The sequence below is a fragment of the Streptomyces sp. P5F9 genome (assembly GCF_057961495.1).
The window spans coordinates 42,214-62,943 of record NZ_JBXVPZ010000011.1 but is presented as its reverse complement, the minus strand read 5'-3'; the positions used below and the strand labels follow the sequence as shown (position 1 = coordinate 62,943).

The window sequence follows — 20,730 nt, the reverse complement described above, 5'->3', positions numbered from 1 at the left end:
CCTCAACGCCGACGACAAGACCCTGCTGCGGGCCGTGCGCACGGCCCGCAGCAGGGTCTTGTCGTCGGCGTTGAGGCTGGTGAGCCGGTCCGACCTGAGGAGGGCGGCGAGGCTCTCGTGCGCTTTGTCGGTCACCGGTCCCGGGGTGTCGAGGGAGCCCAACACCGCTTCCACGAAAGAGGTGTTGGGCTGTGGCGGGCCGCCGCCGGAGAGGGAGAGCGCGGCCTGCGTGAGGCCGTCGGTGGACAGCAGCACGCCGTCGACGCGCGGGTCGGCCACGCAGTCGGTGCGCAGCCGGCGGGGTGCGTCGGGCGAGGTGAGGAAGACGGTCTCGTTGCTGTACTCGCTGACGGCGGGCGGCTGCGGGAGGAGGTGGAACTGCCGTTCCCCGTCCTCGGTTCCGGCGCGGACGACGACGAAGCCGTCGCCGACGCTGAGATGGCCGAGCCAGCCGGGCGTGAGGACGACGACGGTGAGGGTGGTCGCGTAGTCGGGGGCGGTGCTGCCGTAGGTGTCCAGGAAGATCTTGCTGACGTCGTGGAAGGCGTCCGCGAGCAGGTCGTGGACCTCCTCGCCCGGCGGGCAGCCGGACGCGGCGGCGGCCCGGCGCCGGAAGTGCTCGGCCGCCAACTCGACGGCGTGCAGGGCCCCTTGGTCGGAGTGCGGGCGGCTGCCCGCGCCGTCCGCGACGGCGAGGACGGACACGGACGTGGAGGTCGTGTAGGTGCAGGCGTCCTGGCAGGGCGTGCCGGTACGGCGGTGCCGGTAGCCCTCGACGCTCAGGCCGTGGATGCGCCAGGGCGATTCGGCCACCGCTCAGCTCTCCCAGGCCGGGCGCTGGGTCTTGAACTGGCTGAAGATCTTCTCGAAGACCTCGTCGCCCGCGCCCTTCTGCTCGGCGTTCGCGCTGGCCGACATCATCTGGAGCAGCTCGCGGAACGGGAAGCCCTGGATGCGCGCGTTGAACTTCGGCGCGAAGGCCTGGAGCACCTGCTCGCCGCGGTCGGTGATGCCGCCGACGCCGATCGCGTAGAGCCGGAAGCGGCGGGCCTGTTGCTCGTCGGCGAGGACGGGCAGCAGCCGGTGCCAGGAGTCGGTCATGTGGCCGGTGGCATCGGTGGGGAGGCCGTCGGTGACCAGGCAGATCTGCGGGCGGTAGTACTGGAGTCCGGACGCGCGCAGCTCCGCCTTGCGGGCGGCGACGACATGCATGGCCAGCTCCAGCGCCTCCGTCATCAGGGTCACGCCGGACGCGGTGAACCGGGGGGCCTGGAAGGCGTGCGCGGGCACGAAGGGGCTCAACGGGGCGCGCGGGTCGAGGAGTTGGGGCCCGCGCCAGGCGCCGACGCCCCGGCCGCCGAAGGTGATCACGGCGACCTCGACGCTGTAGCTGAGGGAGACGTCGTCGTGGAGTTCCCTGGTCCACTCGGCGAGCGCGTCGTTGAGCGTCTGGATCGGCGCGCCCGCCATGGAACTCGATGTGTCCAGGCACAGCACGAGCGGCAGCCGTTGCGCGTTGTTCTCGAACTCGATGTCGGCGTACTCCGCCGGCATCGTGGGCGGGTATTCGCTGTGCATGGCGTCTCCTGGTCGACCGGGCGGTACGGGGGTCACGAGGTGCCGCGCGCGTGGTGCCGGGCGGCGGGCGGGAAGGCGTACAGGACGTCGGAGTCGGCTTCGTGGGCGTCGGTGACCTCGACGTACGCGCCGGGCACGGGCGGTGTCCGGTCCGGTTCGGCCCACACCGCGCGGTACAGGACGTGGTCGAGTTCGACGTAGCCCTGCGGATGAAGCGCCGTACGCACGACGGCTGTTCGGGACGGGCCGGTGCGGGGGCCGACCCGGCGGCCGTAGGAGGACGGGGCCGGTGCGGGCGGGACGGGGCGCAGTCGGGCGGTGGTCTCGGTGGCGGCCTCCTCGGAGCGGGCCTTCGTGGCGCCTGCGACGGCCGGGGTGCGCGAGCGGCGGACCGCGAGGAGGAGGGCCAGGAGCAGGAGGAGGAGTACGGCGGTCAGGGCGAACAGCAGGACTCGTGTGTAGTCCGTGGACTTGTGTCCGCCCCCGAGTTCGGCGACGCCCACCTTCTTGTCGATCAGTTGGCCGCCGGTGAGCGGGGACTTCTTGAGTGCCTTGCACAAGTCGCTGCCGCAGGCGGGGAGTTCACCCAGTGTCCTGTCGTCCAGCCGGTCGATCCGGGCGTCCCGGTCGACAAGTGCGCGGCCGGCCAGGACGATCAGCGCGGTGCCGCCCTGGCCGGTGTGGACGCCGGCCGGTACCTGTACCCGAAGGTTCCTGAGGTCCCGGCGGACGGCGGCCTGGCTGCCCTTCTGGCCGGCGTCGAAGCCCAGCGGCTTGTTCAGCGTGACCGTGACCACGGCCCCGTCGTCCAGCGCGTCCTGCCAACAGCCCAGCCGCGTCGGAAAGTTCTTGCCGCAGTCCGCGCCGGCCGCGGCCGCCGGCCCCGCCGGAATCACCGCGATCAACAATCCGAACAGCAGGGCAGTGAACAACGTATGTCTCATGACGACCCCCCGTTGGCGCCCATAGTGGAGGCAACAGGGCGGTGGCCGAAAGGGGTTGACTGAGAATGCTCAATTCACTTCTAAAGCTGGAAGACCTGATGACAACGGGTGAACATCTGTCGCGCCCGTTCCACCCAATCACTGGCCAGAACATCGAAATCGGCCTGGGAGATCCGGCAGGTCAGCGGGAGGTCGCAGACCCCGGCGAGGCACGGTTTCGGTCCGCGTACGTCCCACACCGAGAGCATGGGATTCAGCTGTTCGGTGTTCCACGCGTTCGACGCGGCGGCGGCGATCGCCAATTGATCCTTGCGCAGAGAATGACCGTCGGTGACAAAGGCGACAAGGAGTCTTTTCGTGGTCATGAAACGCACGGTGAGCGTGCGCCCGGACGCCTCTAGATCGAATTGCAGGGAGACGGAATCGACATCGCTCTCGACGTGGTAATTCCGGCGGGCGCCCCAGGTGTGGGTCAACTGCCGCCAGGACGAACCGATGTCGTAGTCCCGGCCGGGCGGGAGGGAGGCCTCAGGCGTCGCCACGGACCACCGCCTGCGTGATCATGTCGTCGGTGAGGCCCGCGTCCAGCAGGGCCTGCGCGTGCAGCAGCAGACAGGACGGCACCGGCAGGCTGGTGCCGCCCCCGCGCCGGGCCGCCAGTTCACCGCGCCGGACCTCGATCGTGCGGGCCACGGCGGGCGGCGGCCAGGTCGCGGGCCGCGGCTGCGCGAGCAACTCGCCCAGCAAGTCGGCCAGTTGAGGACGATCCTCGGGGCGCTTGGCCAGACACCGCGCGAGCAGCGGCCGTATCCCCGGTGGTACGCCGTCCAGTTCGGGTGGGCGGTGCACGACCCGCAGGCTCACCGCCTCGCCCGTGCCGAACGGCGGGCGGCCCGTCAGCGCGTACACCAGGACACCGCCGAGGGAGAACACATCGCTGGGCGGGCCGATCTGACCTGCCGTCATCTGCTCAGGGGACATGAACGGCGGGGTGCCCACCACGATCCCGGCCTGGGTGAGGCTCGGGGCGCCCTCGACACGCGAGATGCCGAAGTCGATGACGCGGGGGCCGTCGGAGGCGAGCAGCACGTTGGCCGGTTTGAGGTCGCGGTGGACCAGGTTGGCCGCGTGGATCGCCTGCAGCGCCTCGACGAGGAACGCGCCGAGCCTGCGGACCTGCGCCTCGGGCAGCGGACCGTCCGATCCGACGGCCTCGGCGAGGGACGGCCCGGGCACGTACATCGTCGCCAGCCAAGGGAGTTCGGCCTCGGTGTCGGCGTCGACGACGGCCGCGGTGTAGGCGCCGCTGACCAGCCGGGCGGCGGCGACCTCGCGGGCGAAGCGCTCGCGGAACTCGCTCTCCGCGGCCAGTTCGGGCCGTACGACCTTCACCGCCACCTCACGCCCGGCCGGCGACCGGCCGAGATACACCCATCCCATCCCGCCGGAGCCGAGCCGCCCGGCGATCCGGTACGGCCCCACGCTCAGGGGATCGCTGACCGGTGTGCGCACCCCGCTCACCTCACTTCGGGGTTCGTTGCAGGTTGTCCCGAGTGTCCCCCGAAATCCCGTCCTGGGCAGGGGAGATACGCGAAATGGCGGCCAGAGGTGCGCCGTGGAGCCCCGGTGGTGTAACGGCGACGGGCAGGGCCCCGCACGCCGTTGTGCGGGGCCCTGCCCGTTGTACTGCCACCGCGGCCGGCCTGTGACGACATTGCTGGTCAGGGCACAATCGGCGGCCGGCCGCGGAGTCTTCGGTGGGTTCTAGCCCAGGCGCTGCACCAACGCCCGGTACTCGTCCCACAGTTCCTTCGGCGTGTGGTCGCCGAAGGTGTTGAGGTGGTCGGGGACCAGAGCGGCCTCCTCGCGCCACACGTCCTTGTCGACGGTGAGCAGGAAGTCCAGGTCCGCCTCGGACAGGTCGAGGCCCTTGGTGTCGAGGGCGCCCTTGGCCGGCAGCACGCCGATCGGGGTCTCGACGCCCTCGGCCTTGCCGTCGAGGCGTTCCACGATCCACTTCAGGACCCGGCTGTTCTCGCCGAAGCCGGGCCACACGAACTTGCCCGCGTCGTTCTTGCGGAACCAGTTCACGTAGTAGATCTTCGGCAGCGTCGCCTGGTCGCGGCCCTTGGCCACATCGACCCAGTGGCCCATGTAGTCACCCATGTTGTAGCCGCAGAACGGCAGCATGGCGAAGGGGTCGCGGCGCAGCTCACCGACCTTGCCCTCGGCGGCGGCGGTCTTCTCGGAGGCCACGTTGGCGCCGAGGAAGACACCGTGGTTCCAGTCGAAGGACTCCGTCACCAGCGGTACGGCCGAGGCGCGCCGGCCGCCGAACAGGATCGCCGAGATCGGCACGCCCTTGGGGTCCTCCCACTCGGGCGCGATAATCGGGCACTGCGAAGCGGGCACGGTGAAGCGGGCGTTGGGGTGGGCGGCGGGCGAACCGGACTCCGGCGTCCAGGAGTTGCCCTTCCAGTCCGTGAGGTGGGCCGGAGTCTCCTCCGTCATGCCCTCCCACCAGATGTCGTTGTCGTCGGTCAACGCGACGTTGGTGAAGACGGAGTTGCCCCACAGCGTCTTCATCGCGTTGGCGTTGGTGTGCTCACCGGTACCGGGCGCGACGCCGAAGAAACCGGCCTCGGGGTTGATCGCGTAGAGCCGGCCGTCCTCCCCGAACCGCATCCAGGCGATGTCGTCACCGATCGTCTCGACGGTCCAGCCGGAGACGGTGGGCTCCAGCATCGCGAGGTTGGTCTTGCCGCAGGCGCTCGGGAAAGCGGCGGCCACGTACTTCGACTCGCCCTGCGGCGGGGTGAGTTTGAGGATCAGCATGTGCTCCGCGAGCCAGCCCTCGTCCCGCGCCATCACGGAGGCGATGCGCAGGGCGTAGCACTTCTTGCCGAGCAGCGCGTTCCCGCCGTAGCCGGAGCCGTAGGACCAGATCTCGCGGCTCTCGGGGAAGTGCGAGATGTACTTGGTGGAGTTGCACGGCCACGGTACGTCCGCCTCGCCCTCGGCCAGCGGCGCTCCGAGCGTGTGCACAGCACGCACGAAGAAGCCGTCGGTGCCGAGTTCGTCGAGGACGGGCTGTCCCATGCGGGTCATGGTGCGCATGGAGACGGCGACGTAGGCGGAGTCGGTGATCTCGACGCCGATCGCGGAGAGGTCCGAACCGAGGGGGCCCATGCAGAACGGGACGACGTACATCGTCCGGCCCTTCATGGAGCCGCGGAAGATGCCCTTTTCTCCCGCGAAGATCTCCCGCATTTCAGCAGGAGCCTTCCAGTGGTTGGTGGGACCCGCGTCCTGCTCCTGCTCGGAGCAGATGAACGTCCTGTCCTCGACCCGGGCGACATCGGTCGGGTCGGAGGCGGCGTAGTACGAGTTGGGGCGCTTGATCGGGTCGAGCTTCTTGAAGGTGCCCTTTTGGACGAGCTCCTCGCTGAGCCGCTCGTACTCCGCTTCGGATCCGTCACACCAGACCACGCTGTCCGGCTGGGTCAGTTCGGCGATCTCGTTGACCCACGAGATCAGTTCCTTGTGTTCGGTTGGGATGACGGGGGGAGCCGCGATGTCGCGCGCCACGATTGCTCCTATGATGAGGGATTTTGTCCTTGGTGCCCCGTGGGGGCCTCGACCCGGATGCTTCACGATGGTCGATCTTGGCGCTCATCCGGTGCCGACCGCACTCATTTGATCATCCGACGCGTCCGCCCATATGTCCAGAGGGCCTCACATACGAGCGACGTGAGGATCGCCACTCATCAGCCACTCATCGGCATGTTTTCCGTGCGTCACCACCGATTCACCCCGGGTACCCGGCTGTCGGCTACGCATGAGAGAGTGGCCACTTCCGGCCCCCATCTCGTCGCACTGATACGTAACTTACGGTTCCGTAGGTACGATTGAGCGCATGACTGCGTCCGTCCCCGACGCGCCCACGGACACGCCGACAGACGGCCACGGTCCCTCCGCGCTCTCCCTCCCCGACCATGTGAAGCCGAAGCTGCGCGGCTGGCTGCACCTCGGCATGTTCCCGGCCGTTCTCGTCTCCGGCCTGGTGCTCACCGCTCTCGCCGACACACCCCGGGCCCGTATCGCCTGCGGGATCTTCGCCCTGACGGCCTGCCTGCTCTTCGGCGTCAGCGCCCTGTACCACCGGGGCGACTGGAGCCCGCGCATGGACGGTGTCCTGCGCAGACTCGACCACGCCAACATCTTCCTGATCATCGCGGGCACGTACACGCCCCTGACGATGCTGCTGCTGCCGGGCGCCAAGGGCCAATGGCTGCTGTGGAGCATCTGGGGCGCGGCGGCGGCCGGCATCGCCTTCCGCGTCTTCTGGGTCGGCGCACCGCGCTGGCTCTACACCCCCTGCTACATCGCGATGGGCTGGGCGGCCGTCTTCTTCCTGCCCGACTTCATGCGCACGGGCGGCATCGCCGTCCTGGTCCTGGTGGTCGTCGGCGGACTGCTCTACAGCGCGGGCGGCGTGATCTACGGCATCAAGCGCCCGAATCCGTCACCGCGCTGGTTCGGTTTCCACGAGGTCTTCCACTCGCTCACGGTGGCGGCGTTCCTGGTGCACTACGTGGGGATCTCCCTGGTGGCCTACCAGCACGGGTAGCACCCGAGACACCTCCTGTTCATGGTCACGGCTCTCCAGCCGTGGCCATTTTTCATGCGCTGAAAGTCGATCCCCATTGACAGCAGACACCTTTTGACAGCTACTCTCATCTCATGGCTACTGTCACTCAATCCCATGAGGTACGACGCGATCCGCGCCGCTGGTGGGCCCTCGGGGCCCTGGTCGCGAGCATGCTCACGCTCGGCTTCGACACGACGATCCTCAACGTCGCCCTGCCCACCATGGCCGGCGACCTCGGCGCCACCACCGGCCAGCAGCAGTGGATGGCGGACTCCTACGTCATCGTCTTCGCGGCCCTGATGCTCCCCGCCGGACTCCTCGGCGACCGCTTCGGACGGCGCCGGATGCTGGTCGTGGGGCTCGGCATCTTCCTCGCCGGCTCCGTGGCCGGCGTGATGGCCAACGATGTGAACTGGGTCATCGCCGCCCGCACGGTGATGGGGGTGGGCGCGGCCCTGATCACCCCGCTCGCCCTGTCCGTCCTGCCCTCGCTCTTCGGCCCCGACGAGCGCACCAAGGCCGTCGGCATCATCTCCGCCGCCTCCTCGCTCGGCCTGCCGCTCGGCCCGATCATCGGCGGCTGGCTGCTCAACCACTTCTGGTGGGGCTCGGTCTTCCTGGTCAACATCCCGATGGCCGCGATCGGCATAGCGGCCTGCGTCTTCCTGCTGCCCGAGACCAGCGACCCCGCCTCCCCCAAGGTCGACGCCCTCTCCACCGCGTTCACCGCGGCGGGTCTCGGCGCCCTCATCTACGCGATCATCGAGGCACCCAGCCGCGGCTGGGGCGACCCGCTGATCGTGGGCATGCTGATCGGCTCCGCCGTCCTGATCGCCGCCCTGGTACTTCGCGAACGGCGTATGGAACGGCCCATGCTCGACATGGAACTGCTCGCCCACCGCGGCTTCCTCTTCAACACCATGGCCGCGACCCTCGTGATGTTCGTCCTGTCCGGGCTGCTGTTCGTGCTGCCGCAGTACCTCCAGGCGGTCCTCGGCAACGACGCGCTCGGCACCGGCGTCCGCCTGCTGCCCATGATGGGCGGCCTGATCGTCGCGGCCCGCGCCGCGCAGCCGCTCGTCGCCAAGTTCGGCTCCCGAGCCGTGGTCACCGCGGGCCTGGTGGTCCTCGCCTTCGCCGCCGTCCTCGGCAGCCGTACGACGGTCGACTCCGGCTACGGCTTCACCGCGCTGTGGCTGTCCGTCACCGGCTTCGGTTTCGGCTTCTCGATCGTCCCCGCGATGGACGGCGCCCTCGGCGCGCTCCCCCGCGACCGGGCCGGCAGCGGCGCCGGGCTCCTCATGACCATGCGCCAGGTCGGCGCCGCGATCGGCATCGCCCTGCTGGGCAGCCTGCTGGCCAGTACCTTCCGGGACCGCCTGGACGTGACCGGCCTGCCCGCGAAGGCGGCGGACACGGCCGGCGAGTCCGTCGTAGCAGCACACATCGTCGGCCAGAAGACCGGTTCGGCCGACCTCATCGCCTCCGCGAACAGCGCGTACGTCCACGGCATGGGCCTGGTCCTGCTGGTGTGCGGCGCCGCGGCCCTCGTCACCGCGCTGCTGGCGGCGGCGTTCCTGCCGAACACCCCGGCCGCGCCCGCGGCGCGGGAGGAGGAAGACCCCGCCACAGCCGTGGCCGTCGCCGTGGCGGATGCCGGACAATGAACACCATGACGGCCGCACCCTCCCCCTTCAGCCCCGCCGACCGCCCTCAACTGGGCCTCCGCGAGCGCAAGAAGATCAAGACCCGCGAAGCGATCCGCACCGCGACCTACGCGCTCGTCAAGGAGCAGGGCTACGACGCGACCACGATCGAGCAGATCGCCGAGCGCGCCGAGGTGTCGCCGTCGACCGTCTTCCGCTACTTCCCGACCAAGGAAGACATCGTCATCACGGACGAGTTCGACCCGATCATCATGGACGAACTCCGGGCCCGCCCGGCCGACGAACCCTGGATGGTCACCCTCCGCTACGTGATGCAGAAGGCCATCAAGTACGGCATGAAGGAGGACCAGGAGACCTCCCGCCTCCGCACCCACCTCATGGTCCAGGTCCCGGCGGTGCGCTCCCGCATGATGGAGAGCATGTCGGTCACCGGCAACATGCTCTGCGAGGCCATCGCCGAGCGCACCGGCCGGGACCCGGAGAGCCTGGAGGTGCGGGTCTACGCCATGTCGCTCATCGGCGGCCTGATGGAGACGTCCCTGTACTGGGCGGAACACGGCCACCGGGACGATTTCAAAGACCTGGTGGACCGCACGCTGAACGTGCTGGAGCACGGGCTTTCGGAGTGAGCCTAGATGTACATCTCAAGCAGGAGGCTGTGGTCATCGACATCGACGAGTACCGGCGGCTGCGCGAACTCGAAGAGCGGGCCGAGGATTCCTGGCTGAACCGCCTGGCGGACGAGGCCGAGGCCGAGGGGCGCGACGGCTCTGTCTCCCTTGAGGAGATGGCCGCCCTGCTCCGCTCCCACCACGCCTGATCCGATGGGATACGTCACCCGATTCACGCCGCCCGCCCAGCGGGACCTGCTCAAGATTGAACTCGGCGAGGGCGCACACCCCAACAGGGTGGTGCCCTCGCCGAGTTCGTAGGCGACCGCTAGGGCCTGTCCGGCGGATCATGCCGCAGACGCGGGGCCTGGCACGCACATCTGCGGCGTTGTCGTCGGTTGCCAACGCTCCGCGTTGCCGCCCTCCTCCGCCTTGCAGCTGCACGCACCAGACCCCGCTCACCGGCGCTGATCAGATGCCGTCGATCTCCTGCGACCTGATCCGCCGGACAGGCCCTAGCCCTTCTTCTTTACGGTCTTCACGTCACCCTTCCCGCACGCCACCCCGTCCCTGTTCGGGTCGAGGCGCAGCGGGTCGTCCTTGCCGTTGACCTTCAGGCGGCCGTAGTCGTTCTGCTGGAGCCATGAACAGCGGGCCGCGGTCGTCGACTTGACCTCCGACGGGAAGACCGTCGGGACGCAGACGTTGATCGTGCCGTAGTGGCGGTCGCAGCCGGAGATGGTCGTGCTGACCTTCTGCGAGGTGCGCTTCTTGCCGGGCTCGGTGACCTTGCCCGTCAGGGAGTCCGCGAAGGAGTGGACGTGGGCGGAGGCGGTGTCCGTGGTGAGCGCCGAAGGGCCTTGCAGATGGACCCACTTGGCCACCGACGGGACCCCGTTGGCGTCGACCGCGAAGAGCATGTACCAGCCGGGCGGGGCCAGGTTGGGGTTGCTCGTCACGTTCAGGTCGACCGTGTTGCCGTCCACCGAGAGCGGCAGGTCCACGAAACGCTGGTTGGGGTCCGAGGAGTGCGTGACCGCCGCCGGGCGGATCAACTCGGCCTTGGCGATGGGCCGGTCGACGGTGATCGTCTGGGTGTCGCCGTACTCCCACTCGTTGTCGATGACCGAAGTGATCGTCGGCCGCGTGCCCTTGAGGAGGTACGGCGGGGTGTAGATCGACACGTTGTGGTTCCAGGTGCCGTTGCCCGGGTTGTCACCGGTCGACATCACCCGGCCGTCCGGCAGCAGGAACGAGGAGGAGTGGTATCCGCGGGCCTCGGGGTCGGCGGCCACCGGGTCGAACGTGGTGGTCGCCGGGTCGAAGATCGACGCCTCGTAGACGGGGTTCGCGCGGTTGTGCAGCCCGCCGCCCGTCTCCAGCACCGTGCCGTCCGGCAGCACTACGGCGGACACGTACATCTTGCCCTGGCTGCCGGTCTCGGCCACCGGACCGTTCCCCAAGTCGACAGTCCCCTGCGGGATTTGGGGACCCACCGTGTACGCCGGGTTCGCGGCCTTGAGGTCGATGATGTCGGTCAGCCGGTTCGCGTCCGGGTTGGAGTCGATGTTGCCGCCGCCGATGGTGAGGACCTTCTGGTCCTGCGCCGGAGGCAGCAACACGCTTGCGGACTGGTCGCGTTGGTCCTTGTTCTGGAGTCCCGAGACCGACGTGATCGTGTTCGCGCTGTAGTCGTAGATCGCGCTGCCCGTCCCCGGGATGTTGTTCCCGAAGACATGGCTCCCCGTGTAGAAGAGCCGGCCGTCCTGCATCAGGACCATCGACGGGTACAGCCCCCAGTACGACCACGTCTGGTTGACCTGCGACAACGGCAGCCACTTCTGCTGGGCGTCCGACCAGTACTCGGCGGTCACCGAACCCGTCGAGTCCTCGCGCAGCCCGCCGAAGGAGATGACGTCACCGTTGCCGAGCTCGGTCGCCGACGGGTACCAGTGGCCGTCGTTGAGGTCGTTCGTCTTGCTGTACGTCTCGGTCACCGGGTCGAAGATGTACGAGTCCTTGTACCCCTCGTACCCGTGGCCGCCCGCGACCGGGAACGCCTTGTTGCCGCTCAGCACCAGCACCCGGCCGTCCTGCAACTGGATGTGCCCCGAGCAGAACATGTCCTTCGGCGTCGGGATCACCTTGTACGTCCCCGCCACCGGGTCGTACACCGCGCTCGTGAACGTCCCCGCGTCGAACTGCTCCTCGCTGTTGCCGGAGCCCGCGATCAGCAGCACCTTGCCGTTGTTGAGGACGACGGAGTGCATGGAGCGCACCGGGTTCTGCGTCGGGAGCACGTCCCAACGGCCGTTCGCGCACTGCTCGGCGGTCGCCGTACAGGTCGCGGGCGGAAGCGTGTCCGGGACCTGGTCCATCGAGTAGTCGTCGGTGGTCGCTGACCCGGTGCCGTACACCGAGACACCCCACGTGATCCGGTCGGTACCGGCGGGCACTTCGGGCGTGCGGACCGTGGCCTGGGTCCAACTGCCCTGCATCTCCAGGGTCTTGAGGTCGGTCCAGTACTGCCACCCGGCCGTCGCGTCGTGCCGGAACAGCGTGATGTTCGCGTCCGGCGTGGTCGTCTTGTACCAGAGCCCGAGGTCGTACTGCTTGCCCGCCGTCACCACCGGCGCGCAGGTCGTCGACTCGGTGATCAGCGCCTTGCGGTCACCGTCCACCCGCCGCGTCACGGTGACCTTCATCGCCTTCGAACCGGAGTGCGCGTCCGAAGTCGTAGAGAAGTCGAAGTCGTTGTCGCCCCAGCCGGACTTCTCCCAGCAGTACGGCATCCCGTCACCGCCCGCCGTCTCGAAGCCCGGATTGAGGACGAGGTTCGCGGCCTCGGCGGACTGCGGCGAGGTGAGCAGCAGCCCGGCGGTCAGGGCGCCCACCCCGACGAAGGCGGTTCTTCTGCGGTACTTGTTCACGCGGCTCTCCTTGGCGCTGTACGACTCACCTTGCGACTCCCTTTGCGGCGCGGGAGATAGACCAGTGCCTCGGTTCCGACGAAGCGCAGGACGAACGTCATGACGAGCGCGAGCGCGGTCGCCGACACGGCGCCCATGCCGAACTTGTGGATGAACAGGGCGATCAGCGGGATGCGCAGCACCAGGTCGGCGTTGGCGAGCAGCGCGAACCGGCCTGCCCGGTCCCACCAGTTGCGGTGCACGCGCCGGTCGCGGAACAGGAGGTGCTCGATGAGATAGAAGTTCCAGGCCACGCCCAGCTGGTTGGCGAGGATCTCGGCCGGGACGTAGTGCATGCCCGTCTTGGTGAGCGCCCACAGGCCGACCAGGTTCGGGATGAAGCCGGTGGCGCCGATCAGGCCGAACACGATCATGCGCGCGACCGGCGAGGCCGTGCGCAGGCCGAGGAGGTGGCGGAGGAAGCGAAAGCCTTCCTGCGCCGTCGACTTGGACTCGCCCGCGAACCGGTCCTGGAAGACGAACGGCACCTCGGTGACCTCGCGCGGACGGCTGCGTACGGCGAGTTCGAGCAGGATCTTGTAGCCGAGCGGCTTGAGCGCCTCCGCCGTCACCGCGCTGCGCCGGATCGCGAAGAAGCCGCTCATCGGGTCGCTGATACCGCGGAGTTTGCGCGGGAAGAGCGTCTTGGTCAGCCAGGTCGCCCCGCGCGACACGGCGATGCGGTATCCGCCGGCCAGGCCCTCGCGGCTGCCGCCCTTGATGTACCGGGAGGCGACGACGAGCCCGGCGTTCGTGCGCTCGCCGGTGCCGACCAACTCCGGTACCAGGGACGGCGGATGCTGCAGATCGCCGTCCATGACGACGATCCAGTCGGACGTCGCCGCCTTGATCCCCTCGACGACCGCCCCGCCGAGCCCGCCGACCGGCTCCTCCCGGTGCAGCACGGTCACCGGGAACGGGCAGTCCTGCGCCGCCTCGGAGATCACCTCCGGGGTGTCGTCGGTGGAGTCGTCCACGAAGACGACCTCGCAGGGCAGGCGGGTGGGCACTGATTCGGTGATCCGGTGCAGCAACTCCCGTACGTTCGCGGACTCGTTGAAGGTCGGCACGACGATGGTGACGGCACCGGGCTCGGCCAGCCCCTCTTTTTTCGCGGTTCGCCTCCGGGGCGCTCCAGCCGGTGTCGAGACCGTGACCGTGCTCAGCCCTTCGGGCCTCCGCGCGCTCACGCTCTCGACACCGGCGCGCCCCTTCGGCTCTCTCGCGGCCGCGCCGCGTACGACCGGATCGCCCAACTCCCCGGGGACCATGGACTCTTGGCTCATCACTGGGCTCCCACGGTCTCGGACTGGATCTGCCGGATCTCGATGCGGTCGTCGCCGGTGCCGAAGGTGGCGACCGGGGTGGAGTGCTCGATCGCCGCCTTGACGTTGGGCAGGTCGACCGCGTCGCGCCGTACCGTCGGGGAGGCCACGACGTAGTCGATGTCCTTCCATCCGTGCGGCATTGTCTTGGTGACAGCGGGGTCGAGGTCGGCCTTGTAGAACCAGATGACCCCGAGCCCGGGCCGGTACCCGGCGTGCACCAGGTCCAGCCAGAGCGCGTCGTCGACGAGGACACGGGTGTCCTTCGGGTCGGCGACCTCGGTGGACAGCCACTTGGAGGCGGCCCGGTAGGGGGCGTTGGCATCGGTGGTCATGGCGGTGCGGTTGCCGTCGTACCACTTCGGTACGACGTAGGCGCCGGCCGCGATCGCGAGGACCACGGCGAGCGCGTACCGGCCCCCGGTGACGTACCGCTTCTCCTCCTCGCTCCGCCATCTGCGGAGTACCGCGTGGGCGACGGAGGCGGTGCCCCCGGCGAGGACGAGCGCGAGGAAGGGCAGCGCGCCGATGATGTACATCGCGGGCAGATAGCCGTTGGGGCGCATCGAGACCAGGGCGAGGATCGCCACGGTCATCGCCGGTCCGGCGAGGGAGCGGGCGGTGACCGACCAGCGCCAGGTGACCAGCAGGAGCAGCGCCCCGGCGAGACCGCCCAGCGGCAGGACACGGTCGTAGTACAGCCAGGAGTGGAGGACGCCGTAGGAGCCCGTGCCCTGGTCGAGGATGAAGCCCGAACCCGGCCTGGTCATCTGGTACTTGAGGCCGTCCCACAGGGAGACATGGCCGCTGCCCGGCAGCAACTCGCCCTTGAGCAGGGCGAAGAGGGGGTACGCGAAGCCGATCAGGACGCAGGCGGTGATGGCGCCGGTGAGCGCGAACTTCCTCGTGTCGCGGTGTCCGTGGCGCCACATGGTGAGCAGCAGCGCCGGGAGGATGACGAGCATCGTCTCCTTGGTGAGGACCGAGGCCGCGCCGGCGAGACCCGCTCCGAAGTGGTGCCAGAGATGGCGACTTGGGGATGCGGCGAGGCAGAACGCGAGCAGCATCCACATCACGGCGATGTTGTCGAGGAAGATCTCCCGCTGGAGGATCACGGACAGCGGGGACAGCCCGAAGAGCACCATGGCGAGTCCGGCCGCCCAGCGCGGGAGGGAGAGCCGGCGGGCGAGGACGTAGACGAGGACCGCGCTGATCGCGCTGATGACCAGCATCGCGAGGCGCATGGTGCCGACGGTCATCGAGCCGGGGCTGAAGTGCGCGGGTATCCAGGTGAGCAGGGCGATCTGGATCCAGCCGAGCGGCGGGTGGTCGTACCAGTAGGTGTAGTGGGCCAGGCCGGTGCCCTGTTGGACGGCCCAGGCCTGGGCGAGGTAGGTGCCCTCGTCGTCGCTGAGGGTCGGGTAGTCGGCGATGTTCCAGCCCTGCACGACGAGGATCGCGACGAGGAGCAGGCCGCAGAGGAGGAGGTCGGAGCGGGAGGAACGGAGTCTGCCCGGGGGCTCTGTTCGACCCGCCGAACCGGTTTCAGGCGCAGGCTGCCGCTGCGCGGGGACCGTGGTGGTCACCGCGGGAAGGGTGGAAGTCACGCAGGAACGTCCTCTCGGATCACTGCGGTTTCGGTGAGGTGCGCGCCGACGTGGGAGGTCAACTCCCAGTCGTTTCGCCCGCGTTGCTCACGCCACACTGCGCGAATCGCGGCTCCGGCCAGGAGGACCTGGTAGAAGGGGCCGCCCACGACGAGCTTCAGATAGTGGACGGCGCGGACGCGGAGTCCGTACTGCTTGCCGAAGTCGTGCAGGCCGACGACCTCGAACACGAAGGTGACAGCTGCGGTGACCAGCGGCAGGAAGGTGAGGAAGGCGATGCCCACCGGCACGTCGAGGAAGAGCGCGACCGCCGCGTTGAGCGGGATGATGACCCCGGAGAAGGCCTGCAGGAACGGCGTCATCAGCGTGTAGCGGGCGAGCAACCGCTGCCCGAATCCCGGGAGTTGCTTCCAGTCCTTCTTCCGGTAGACCTGAAGGAAGCCCTGGTTCCAGCGAGTTCGCTGCTTCAGCAAGGACATCAGCGAGCCCGGGGTCTCCTCCCGGGTCACCATGTCGGAGTCGTAGGCGACGACGACCTTCTTGCCGACGCTGGACAGCCGGACGCCCAGGTCGCAGTCCTCGGCAAGGCAGTTGGGGTCCCAGCCGTCGGCCTCGCGCAGGACGTCGGTCCGCACGAAGACGGTGTTGCCGCCCAGCGGGATGAACCCCTTCTGCGCGTGCAGATGCAGCCGGGACCGGAACCAGAAGAAGTACTCCAGGCAGTTGCGCAGGCTGTACCAGCTGGACTGGAAGTTGATGAGCTGGACGCCGCCTTGGACGACGTCCGCTCCCGTCGTCCGGAACGCGTGGTCGACGTGGGCGAGCAGCGCCGGATGGACCTGGTCCTCGGCGTCGAAGACCCCGACGACATCGCCGCGGCAGTGCGGCAGCGCCGTGTTCATGGCCTTCGGTTTGTTCTTCTTCTCGTGCGTGTCGACGACGACCCGCACGCGCGGGTCGCGCTCGGCGGCACTGTTGGCCACCGTCGTGGTCTCGGGGTCGTCGTGCCCCACGATCACGATGATCTCGAAGTCGGTGTGCGTGGATTCCAGCAGCCGCTGGATGGTGTGGTCCAGCACGGCCTGCTCGTGCCGGGCCGGCAGCAGCAAGGAGAACGAGACGTGCTCGTCCCCGTCCGGGCTGCTGAATCGGGTGGAGGCGAGCACTTCGGGCGTACGCCACGCGTGCATCTGCCACCACAGGGTGAAGGCCGCCATCCAGAACAGGGCCAGCGAAACGACAGCGATGAAGACAGACGTCAGCAACAGATCCCCCCAGGATCCCAATACCCCCGGCGCGACGGTGAGTTACATCCGTCGCGTCACGGGGCCGAGACTATGGGCGGTCTGTGAAGTGGACAGGTGATTTCAGTGAAGAGCGTGTTTCATCACATTGAGTCTCGCCCGTGAGCATTTCTCGCACAGGTCACGTTTGGGACGGTTACGACCGTGACATTTCACCTGTTCAGCGCGGTGCGCAGCCGCTCCGGGTCGGTCGTCGGCGCGTCACAGGTGAAGTTACGGCAGACATACGCGGCCGGCCCCCCGTCGACCAGCGGCCGGTCGGCGAGCAACGGCAGCTCGTCACTCCCCGCCACCCCGAAGGCGACCACGGCCCCGGGCGCGGTCCCCAGAAGTGCCGTACGGCGCAAGGCCTTCGTCCCTTCGTCGGTGAGCGAGGGCCCTACGACGGCCACCTCGCGCGGCCCGTCGAGGTAGGCCTCGGCGACGGCCAGCCCCCACCCGATGAACCGCGGCACGCGCGGACCGAGCGCCTTCACGACCCCCAACGCCCGTTCCGCGGCGGCGCGATGGGGCTCGGCGCCGGTCTGCGCGGCATAGCTCAGCAGAGCACCGGCGGCGGCGGTCCAGCCGGACGGGGTGGCGTTGTCGGTCGGATCCTGCGGCCGCCGGATCAACTGCTCGGCATCGGAGGCGGTGTCGTACAGGGCCCCCGACTCGTCGACGAACCCGGCGAGCACGTGGTCGAGCAGGAACCCGGCGAACTCCAGCCACACCCCCTCCCCCGTGACCGACGCCAGCGCGAGGAAGCCCTCCGCGACATCGGCGTAGTCCTCCAGCACCCCGGCGTTCGCCCCGACTTGGCCGTCCTTGCTGGTCCGGGCGAGCTTGGCGTGCTCGTCCAGGTGCAGGCGTACGAGGAGATCGGCGGCGGAGACGGCGGCCTCGACCAGGTCGGGGCGGTCGAAGTAGGCGCCGGTCTCGGCGAGGGCGGCGATCGCGAGGCCGTTCCAGGCGGCGACCACCTTGTCGTCGCGGCCGGGGGCGGGACGCTGTGAACGGGCTTCCAGGAGACGGCTCTTGACCGACTCGATCTTCGCGGCGTCGAAGACCCCTTCGTCCCGCGGGAGTTGAAGGACGGACTGCCCTTCCTCGAAGGTGCCGTCGTCGGTCACGCCGAAGTACCGGGCGGCGAGTCCGCCGTCCTCCTCACCGAGAACTTCGGTGAGCTGCGCGGGCGTCCAGACGTAGTAGGCACCCTCGACGTGCTTGCCGGTCCCGTCGTCGCTGTCGGCGTCGAGGGCGGAGGCGAACCCGCCCTCGTTCGTCCGCAGTTCACGCACGATGAAGTCGGCGGTCTCGACGGCCACGCGCCGGGCCAGCTCCGAACCGGTACTCCGCCACAGGTGCGCATACACACGACACAGCAGGGCGTTGTCGTAGAGCATCTTCTCGAAGTGCGGAACGGTCCACTCGCGGTCGACGGAGTAGCGCGCGAACCCGCCCGCGAGCTGGTCGTAGATCCCGCCGCGTGCCATGCGCTCGCAGGTGTCCCGCGCCATCTCCAGGGCGCCCTCGGAGCCGGTGCGGGCGTGGTGGCGCAGCAGGAACTCAAGTGCCATGGACGGCGGGAACTTGGGCGCGCCGCCGAATCCGCCGCGCTGCGGGTCGTACTCCCGGGTGAGCCCGAGGAGTGCGCCGGACAGCTCCTCCTCGCCGGGGGCCTCGGTGCTGCCGTAGTCGATCTCGCGCTGGGACAGGTCCCGCGTGATCTTCCCGGCGACCTCGGCGACCTCGTCCCGCCGGTCGGTCCACGCACTGCGCACCCCCTCCAGCACCTGCCGGAAGGAGGGCATCCCGTGGCGGGGCGCGGGCGGGAAGTACGTCCCGAAGTAGAAGGGCTCGGCGTCCGGCGTGAGAAACACGGTCATGGGCCAGCCGCCCTGCCCGGTGGCCGCCTGGACGGCCTCCATGTAGACGGCGTCGACATCGGGCCGTTCCTCACGGTCGACCTTGATGCTGACGAAGTGCTCGTTGAGGTAGTCGGCGGTCGACTGGTCCTCGAAGGACTCGTGGGCCATGACGTGGCACCAGTGACAGCTGCTGTACCCGACGCTGAGCAGCACCGGCCGGTTGGTCCTCCGAGCCTCACCGAAGGCCTCGGCCGACCAGGGCCACCAGTCGACGGGGTTGTCGGCGTGCTGGAGCAGATACGGGGATGTCTCATGGGCCAGTCGGTTCACGACCATCACCCTCTCACGTCGCTCCGAGCGGTCTGGGGGTCGACCGGGTTGTCTGCGCGCCGCATCGGATATGAAGGGGAGGCCCCCACTCACTCATACCGAGCGCCCTCTGCGGCGCAGAACCGTAGGCCGAGCCGGGCAGCACCAGAACTTTCGCGCGTCCTCGACGGAGACACGCCGTGACCAGGATGGTCGTGCCTGCCTGTTGCACGCTCAGATCAGCGCGGAGTAGCACGACTCCTGGTCCTAGAAGCAATAAAGCGGCATTCAGATCGTGGACGAGACGATCGCGGTGAGCCCACATGCGTCAAGCGCCACAGTCGTATCGGCCGGTTGGGAGACCACCGACCGAACCGTGATGGTGCACCACCGGTACACCAAGACCACCGCGTGCGACACGATCCGGTGGTTCACCTGGGCCTCACAGCAAGTGGCATCCAGGAACACGCAAAGGAAGACGGTGTGGTCCAACTGCCGCTCGCTGAACACGATCGGTGCGGCGTCGAGTTCACCGCAGATCCGCGACATCTCCGACTGCGAGGTCCCGCCGTCCGTGCTCACTGCCTTCACCAGGTCGTCCATCGAGAGCGGCGCCCCCCGTGCACGTATGCTTCCATCACCACGACGAACAGAGCCCTGCCGATGCGCCGACGTTCTTCCAGCAGCGAAGGGACGAACGACCCGGCCCGCACCTCGGGAATCTTCAGATCGATATCGGCGGCCCTGACTGGTCACCAACCACACGCGATGGCCGTCCCGTCAGGTGATGCGCTGATACAGCATCCCGCTCGCCCCAACTCCGTCGGCCGAACGTAGCGACTGAAGCACATGCATCAGATCAGACCGGACAAGCCCATCGTGCGCTTCGCCGGTTGAACTGCCTGTTCACCAGTGGGACTTGCACGGTGCGTTGCCCATGTTCAGGGAACGAGCAGCAACGGCGGATGCACGCCTCGGGCAATCGCCCGCGTGTTCACGAACCCTGATCGCTCACACCACTTGGCGGGACACGACCAGGTCAGAGCGACGACGGAACGTCTGTAGAGCTCGTAACACGATCTCGTCGGTGGTATTGGTGAGGGTCGGGGTGCCGGTCGGATGCGGCTGGGATGATTGCGGGCATGACACTGGACTGGTCCCGTCTGAAGCACGCCTATGGATCCGCATCCGACCTACCGCGGCTCTTTGACGAGGTCGGTGATCCCGAGCTGGCTGACGAGGCGTGGGAGGAACTGTGGGCCTCCCTCTACCACCAGGGGTCGGTGTACACAGCCAGCTTCGCTGCCCTGCCCGTTCTGACAGACATCGCTACCGGTCGCAAACCGGGCGGTCGACGGCCGGCCCTTGGGTTGGCCGGCCGCATCGTCGTCGAGGAGCAACAGCTTCACGAGCCCGGTTACGTCCAGACGCGCTACCCGGCCGCGATCAACGAACTGCACCAGCTGACCCAGAACGTCGTGATGACACGGCCCTTCGAGGGCGATGCAGACGACTTTCTGTACTGGCTGGAGCACCTCCTGGCATTTGAGGGGGTGCCCGTATGGAGGCGCAGCCTGCGTGGCGAAGAGCACCCCGCTGTGTGCCCCTCCTGCGCTCTGAGCTTGGAGATTGGCCTCTCCTACAAGGGTCCAGGCACTCGCCGTCGGGACCCGACCGCGCGCTTTCGGGTTGTCGGCCGTGAGGGACCCATAGTCACCGAGGTCCGCCCGGCGGACCCCGTGGACCTGCCGCCGCTGGCGTCTCGGCTGCACGGAGTGGCCATCAGCGCTGGACAGCCAGCAGTCGCAGAGCATCTGACTCACCTGTTTGGCTCCACGGCGTGTCCCGACTGTGCTTCGGACCTCTCGGTGTCGGACCAGGTCGCACTCTTCCAGTCATAGCGGTCCAGGAGCGC

General features: G+C 68.6%; 15 protein-coding genes and 2 pseudogenes. 5 read left to right on the top strand and 12 right to left on the bottom strand.

The window, feature by feature from the left end; genetic code table 11:
• The 6 genes from AC31A1_RS03970 to AC31A1_RS03945 form a co-directional block, all read right to left on the bottom strand.
• On the bottom strand, nucleotides 1–813 hold an 813-nt coding region (locus tag AC31A1_RS03970; RefSeq protein ID WP_489651841.1), incomplete at its 3' end, for a PP2C family serine/threonine-protein phosphatase.
• 3 nt (nucleotides 814–816) lie between these two features.
• Nucleotides 817–1,578, bottom strand: coding sequence for a vWA domain-containing protein (locus tag AC31A1_RS03965; protein WP_365305379.1), 762 nt, complete (start codon nucleotides 1,576–1,578; stop codon nucleotides 817–819).
• 32 nt (nucleotides 1,579–1,610) lie between these two features.
• Nucleotides 1,611–2,522 (bottom strand): hypothetical protein, encoded by a 912-nt coding sequence (locus AC31A1_RS03960; protein WP_489651840.1) that lies wholly within the window; start codon nucleotides 2,520–2,522, stop codon nucleotides 1,611–1,613.
• Nucleotides 2,523–2,602: 80 nt separating this feature from the next.
• Nucleotides 2,603–3,064: a hypothetical protein gene (locus AC31A1_RS03955; protein ID WP_489651839.1), complete on the bottom strand. Its 462-nt coding sequence runs from the start codon at nucleotides 3,062–3,064 to the stop codon at nucleotides 2,603–2,605.
• A complete protein-coding gene (locus AC31A1_RS03950; RefSeq protein ID WP_489651838.1) occupies nucleotides 3,051–4,034 on the bottom strand; it encodes a serine/threonine-protein kinase in 984 nt (327 codons plus the stop codon). The genes AC31A1_RS03955 and AC31A1_RS03950 overlap by 14 nt, the downstream gene beginning before the upstream one ends.
• Nucleotides 4,035–4,286: 252 nt before the next feature.
• Nucleotides 4,287–6,110, bottom strand: coding sequence for a phosphoenolpyruvate carboxykinase (GTP) (locus tag AC31A1_RS03945; protein WP_489651837.1), 1,824 nt, complete (start codon nucleotides 6,108–6,110; stop codon nucleotides 4,287–4,289).
• A 328-nt stretch (nucleotides 6,111–6,438) separates the two neighbouring features.
• Here AC31A1_RS03945 and trhA point away from each other — a divergent pair, with 328 nt between their 5' ends.
• The 4 genes and pseudogenes from trhA to AC31A1_RS03925 all read left to right on the top strand — a co-directional run.
• Nucleotides 6,439–7,152 (top strand): PAQR family membrane homeostasis protein TrhA, encoded by a 714-nt coding sequence (trhA, locus tag AC31A1_RS03940; RefSeq protein WP_327401650.1) that lies wholly within the window; start codon nucleotides 6,439–6,441, stop codon nucleotides 7,150–7,152.
• Nucleotides 7,153–7,265: 113 nt separating this feature from the next.
• On the top strand, nucleotides 7,266–8,840 hold the full coding sequence (locus tag AC31A1_RS03935; protein ID WP_489651836.1) for a DHA2 family efflux MFS transporter permease subunit: 1,575 nt from the start codon (nucleotides 7,266–7,268) through the stop codon (nucleotides 8,838–8,840).
• Nucleotides 8,837–9,469, top strand: coding sequence for a TetR/AcrR family transcriptional regulator (locus AC31A1_RS03930; protein ID WP_489651835.1), 633 nt, complete (start codon nucleotides 8,837–8,839; stop codon nucleotides 9,467–9,469). The genes AC31A1_RS03935 and AC31A1_RS03930 overlap by 4 nt, the downstream gene beginning before the upstream one ends.
• A 17-nt stretch (nucleotides 9,470–9,486) precedes the next feature.
• A pseudogene (locus tag AC31A1_RS03925) lies at nucleotides 9,487–9,660 on the top strand (prevent-host-death family protein); the annotation flags it as partial.
• A gap of 306 nt (nucleotides 9,661–9,966) precedes the next feature.
• On the opposite strand, the gene AC31A1_RS03920 reads toward AC31A1_RS03925, so the two are convergent.
• The 6 genes and pseudogenes from AC31A1_RS03920 to AC31A1_RS03895 all read right to left on the bottom strand — a co-directional run.
• On the bottom strand, nucleotides 9,967–12,381 hold the full coding sequence (locus tag AC31A1_RS03920) for a galactose oxidase family protein (RefSeq protein WP_489651834.1): 2,415 nt from the start codon (nucleotides 12,379–12,381) through the stop codon (nucleotides 9,967–9,969).
• Nucleotides 12,378–13,706: a glycosyltransferase gene (locus AC31A1_RS03915; RefSeq protein WP_489651833.1), complete on the bottom strand. Its 1,329-nt coding sequence runs from the start codon at nucleotides 13,704–13,706 to the stop codon at nucleotides 12,378–12,380. The genes AC31A1_RS03920 and AC31A1_RS03915 overlap by 4 nt, the downstream gene beginning before the upstream one ends.
• A complete protein-coding gene (locus AC31A1_RS03910) occupies nucleotides 13,706–15,352 on the bottom strand; it encodes an ArnT family glycosyltransferase (RefSeq protein ID WP_489651832.1) in 1,647 nt (548 codons plus the stop codon). Before AC31A1_RS03910 ends, AC31A1_RS03915 begins: the two co-directional genes overlap by 1 nt.
• Nucleotides 15,349–16,617, bottom strand: a complete 1,269-nt coding sequence (locus AC31A1_RS03905; protein ID WP_489651831.1) for a glycosyltransferase — start codon at nucleotides 16,615–16,617, stop codon at nucleotides 15,349–15,351. Before AC31A1_RS03905 ends, AC31A1_RS03910 begins: the two co-directional genes overlap by 4 nt.
• A 191-nt stretch (nucleotides 16,618–16,808) precedes the next feature.
• On the bottom strand, nucleotides 16,809–18,842 hold the full coding sequence (locus AC31A1_RS03900; RefSeq protein ID WP_489651830.1) for a thioredoxin domain-containing protein: 2,034 nt from the start codon (nucleotides 18,840–18,842) through the stop codon (nucleotides 16,809–16,811).
• A 372-nt stretch (nucleotides 18,843–19,214) separates the two neighbouring features.
• Nucleotides 19,215–19,670: pseudogene (locus AC31A1_RS03895) on the bottom strand (transposase); the annotation flags it as partial.
• 287 nt (nucleotides 19,671–19,957) lie between these two features.
• Between AC31A1_RS03895 and AC31A1_RS03890 the strand changes: the two are divergent.
• Nucleotides 19,958–20,716: a hypothetical protein gene (locus AC31A1_RS03890; protein ID WP_489651829.1), complete on the top strand. Its 759-nt coding sequence runs from the start codon at nucleotides 19,958–19,960 to the stop codon at nucleotides 20,714–20,716.
• Nucleotides 20,717–20,730: the final 14 nt, after the last annotated feature.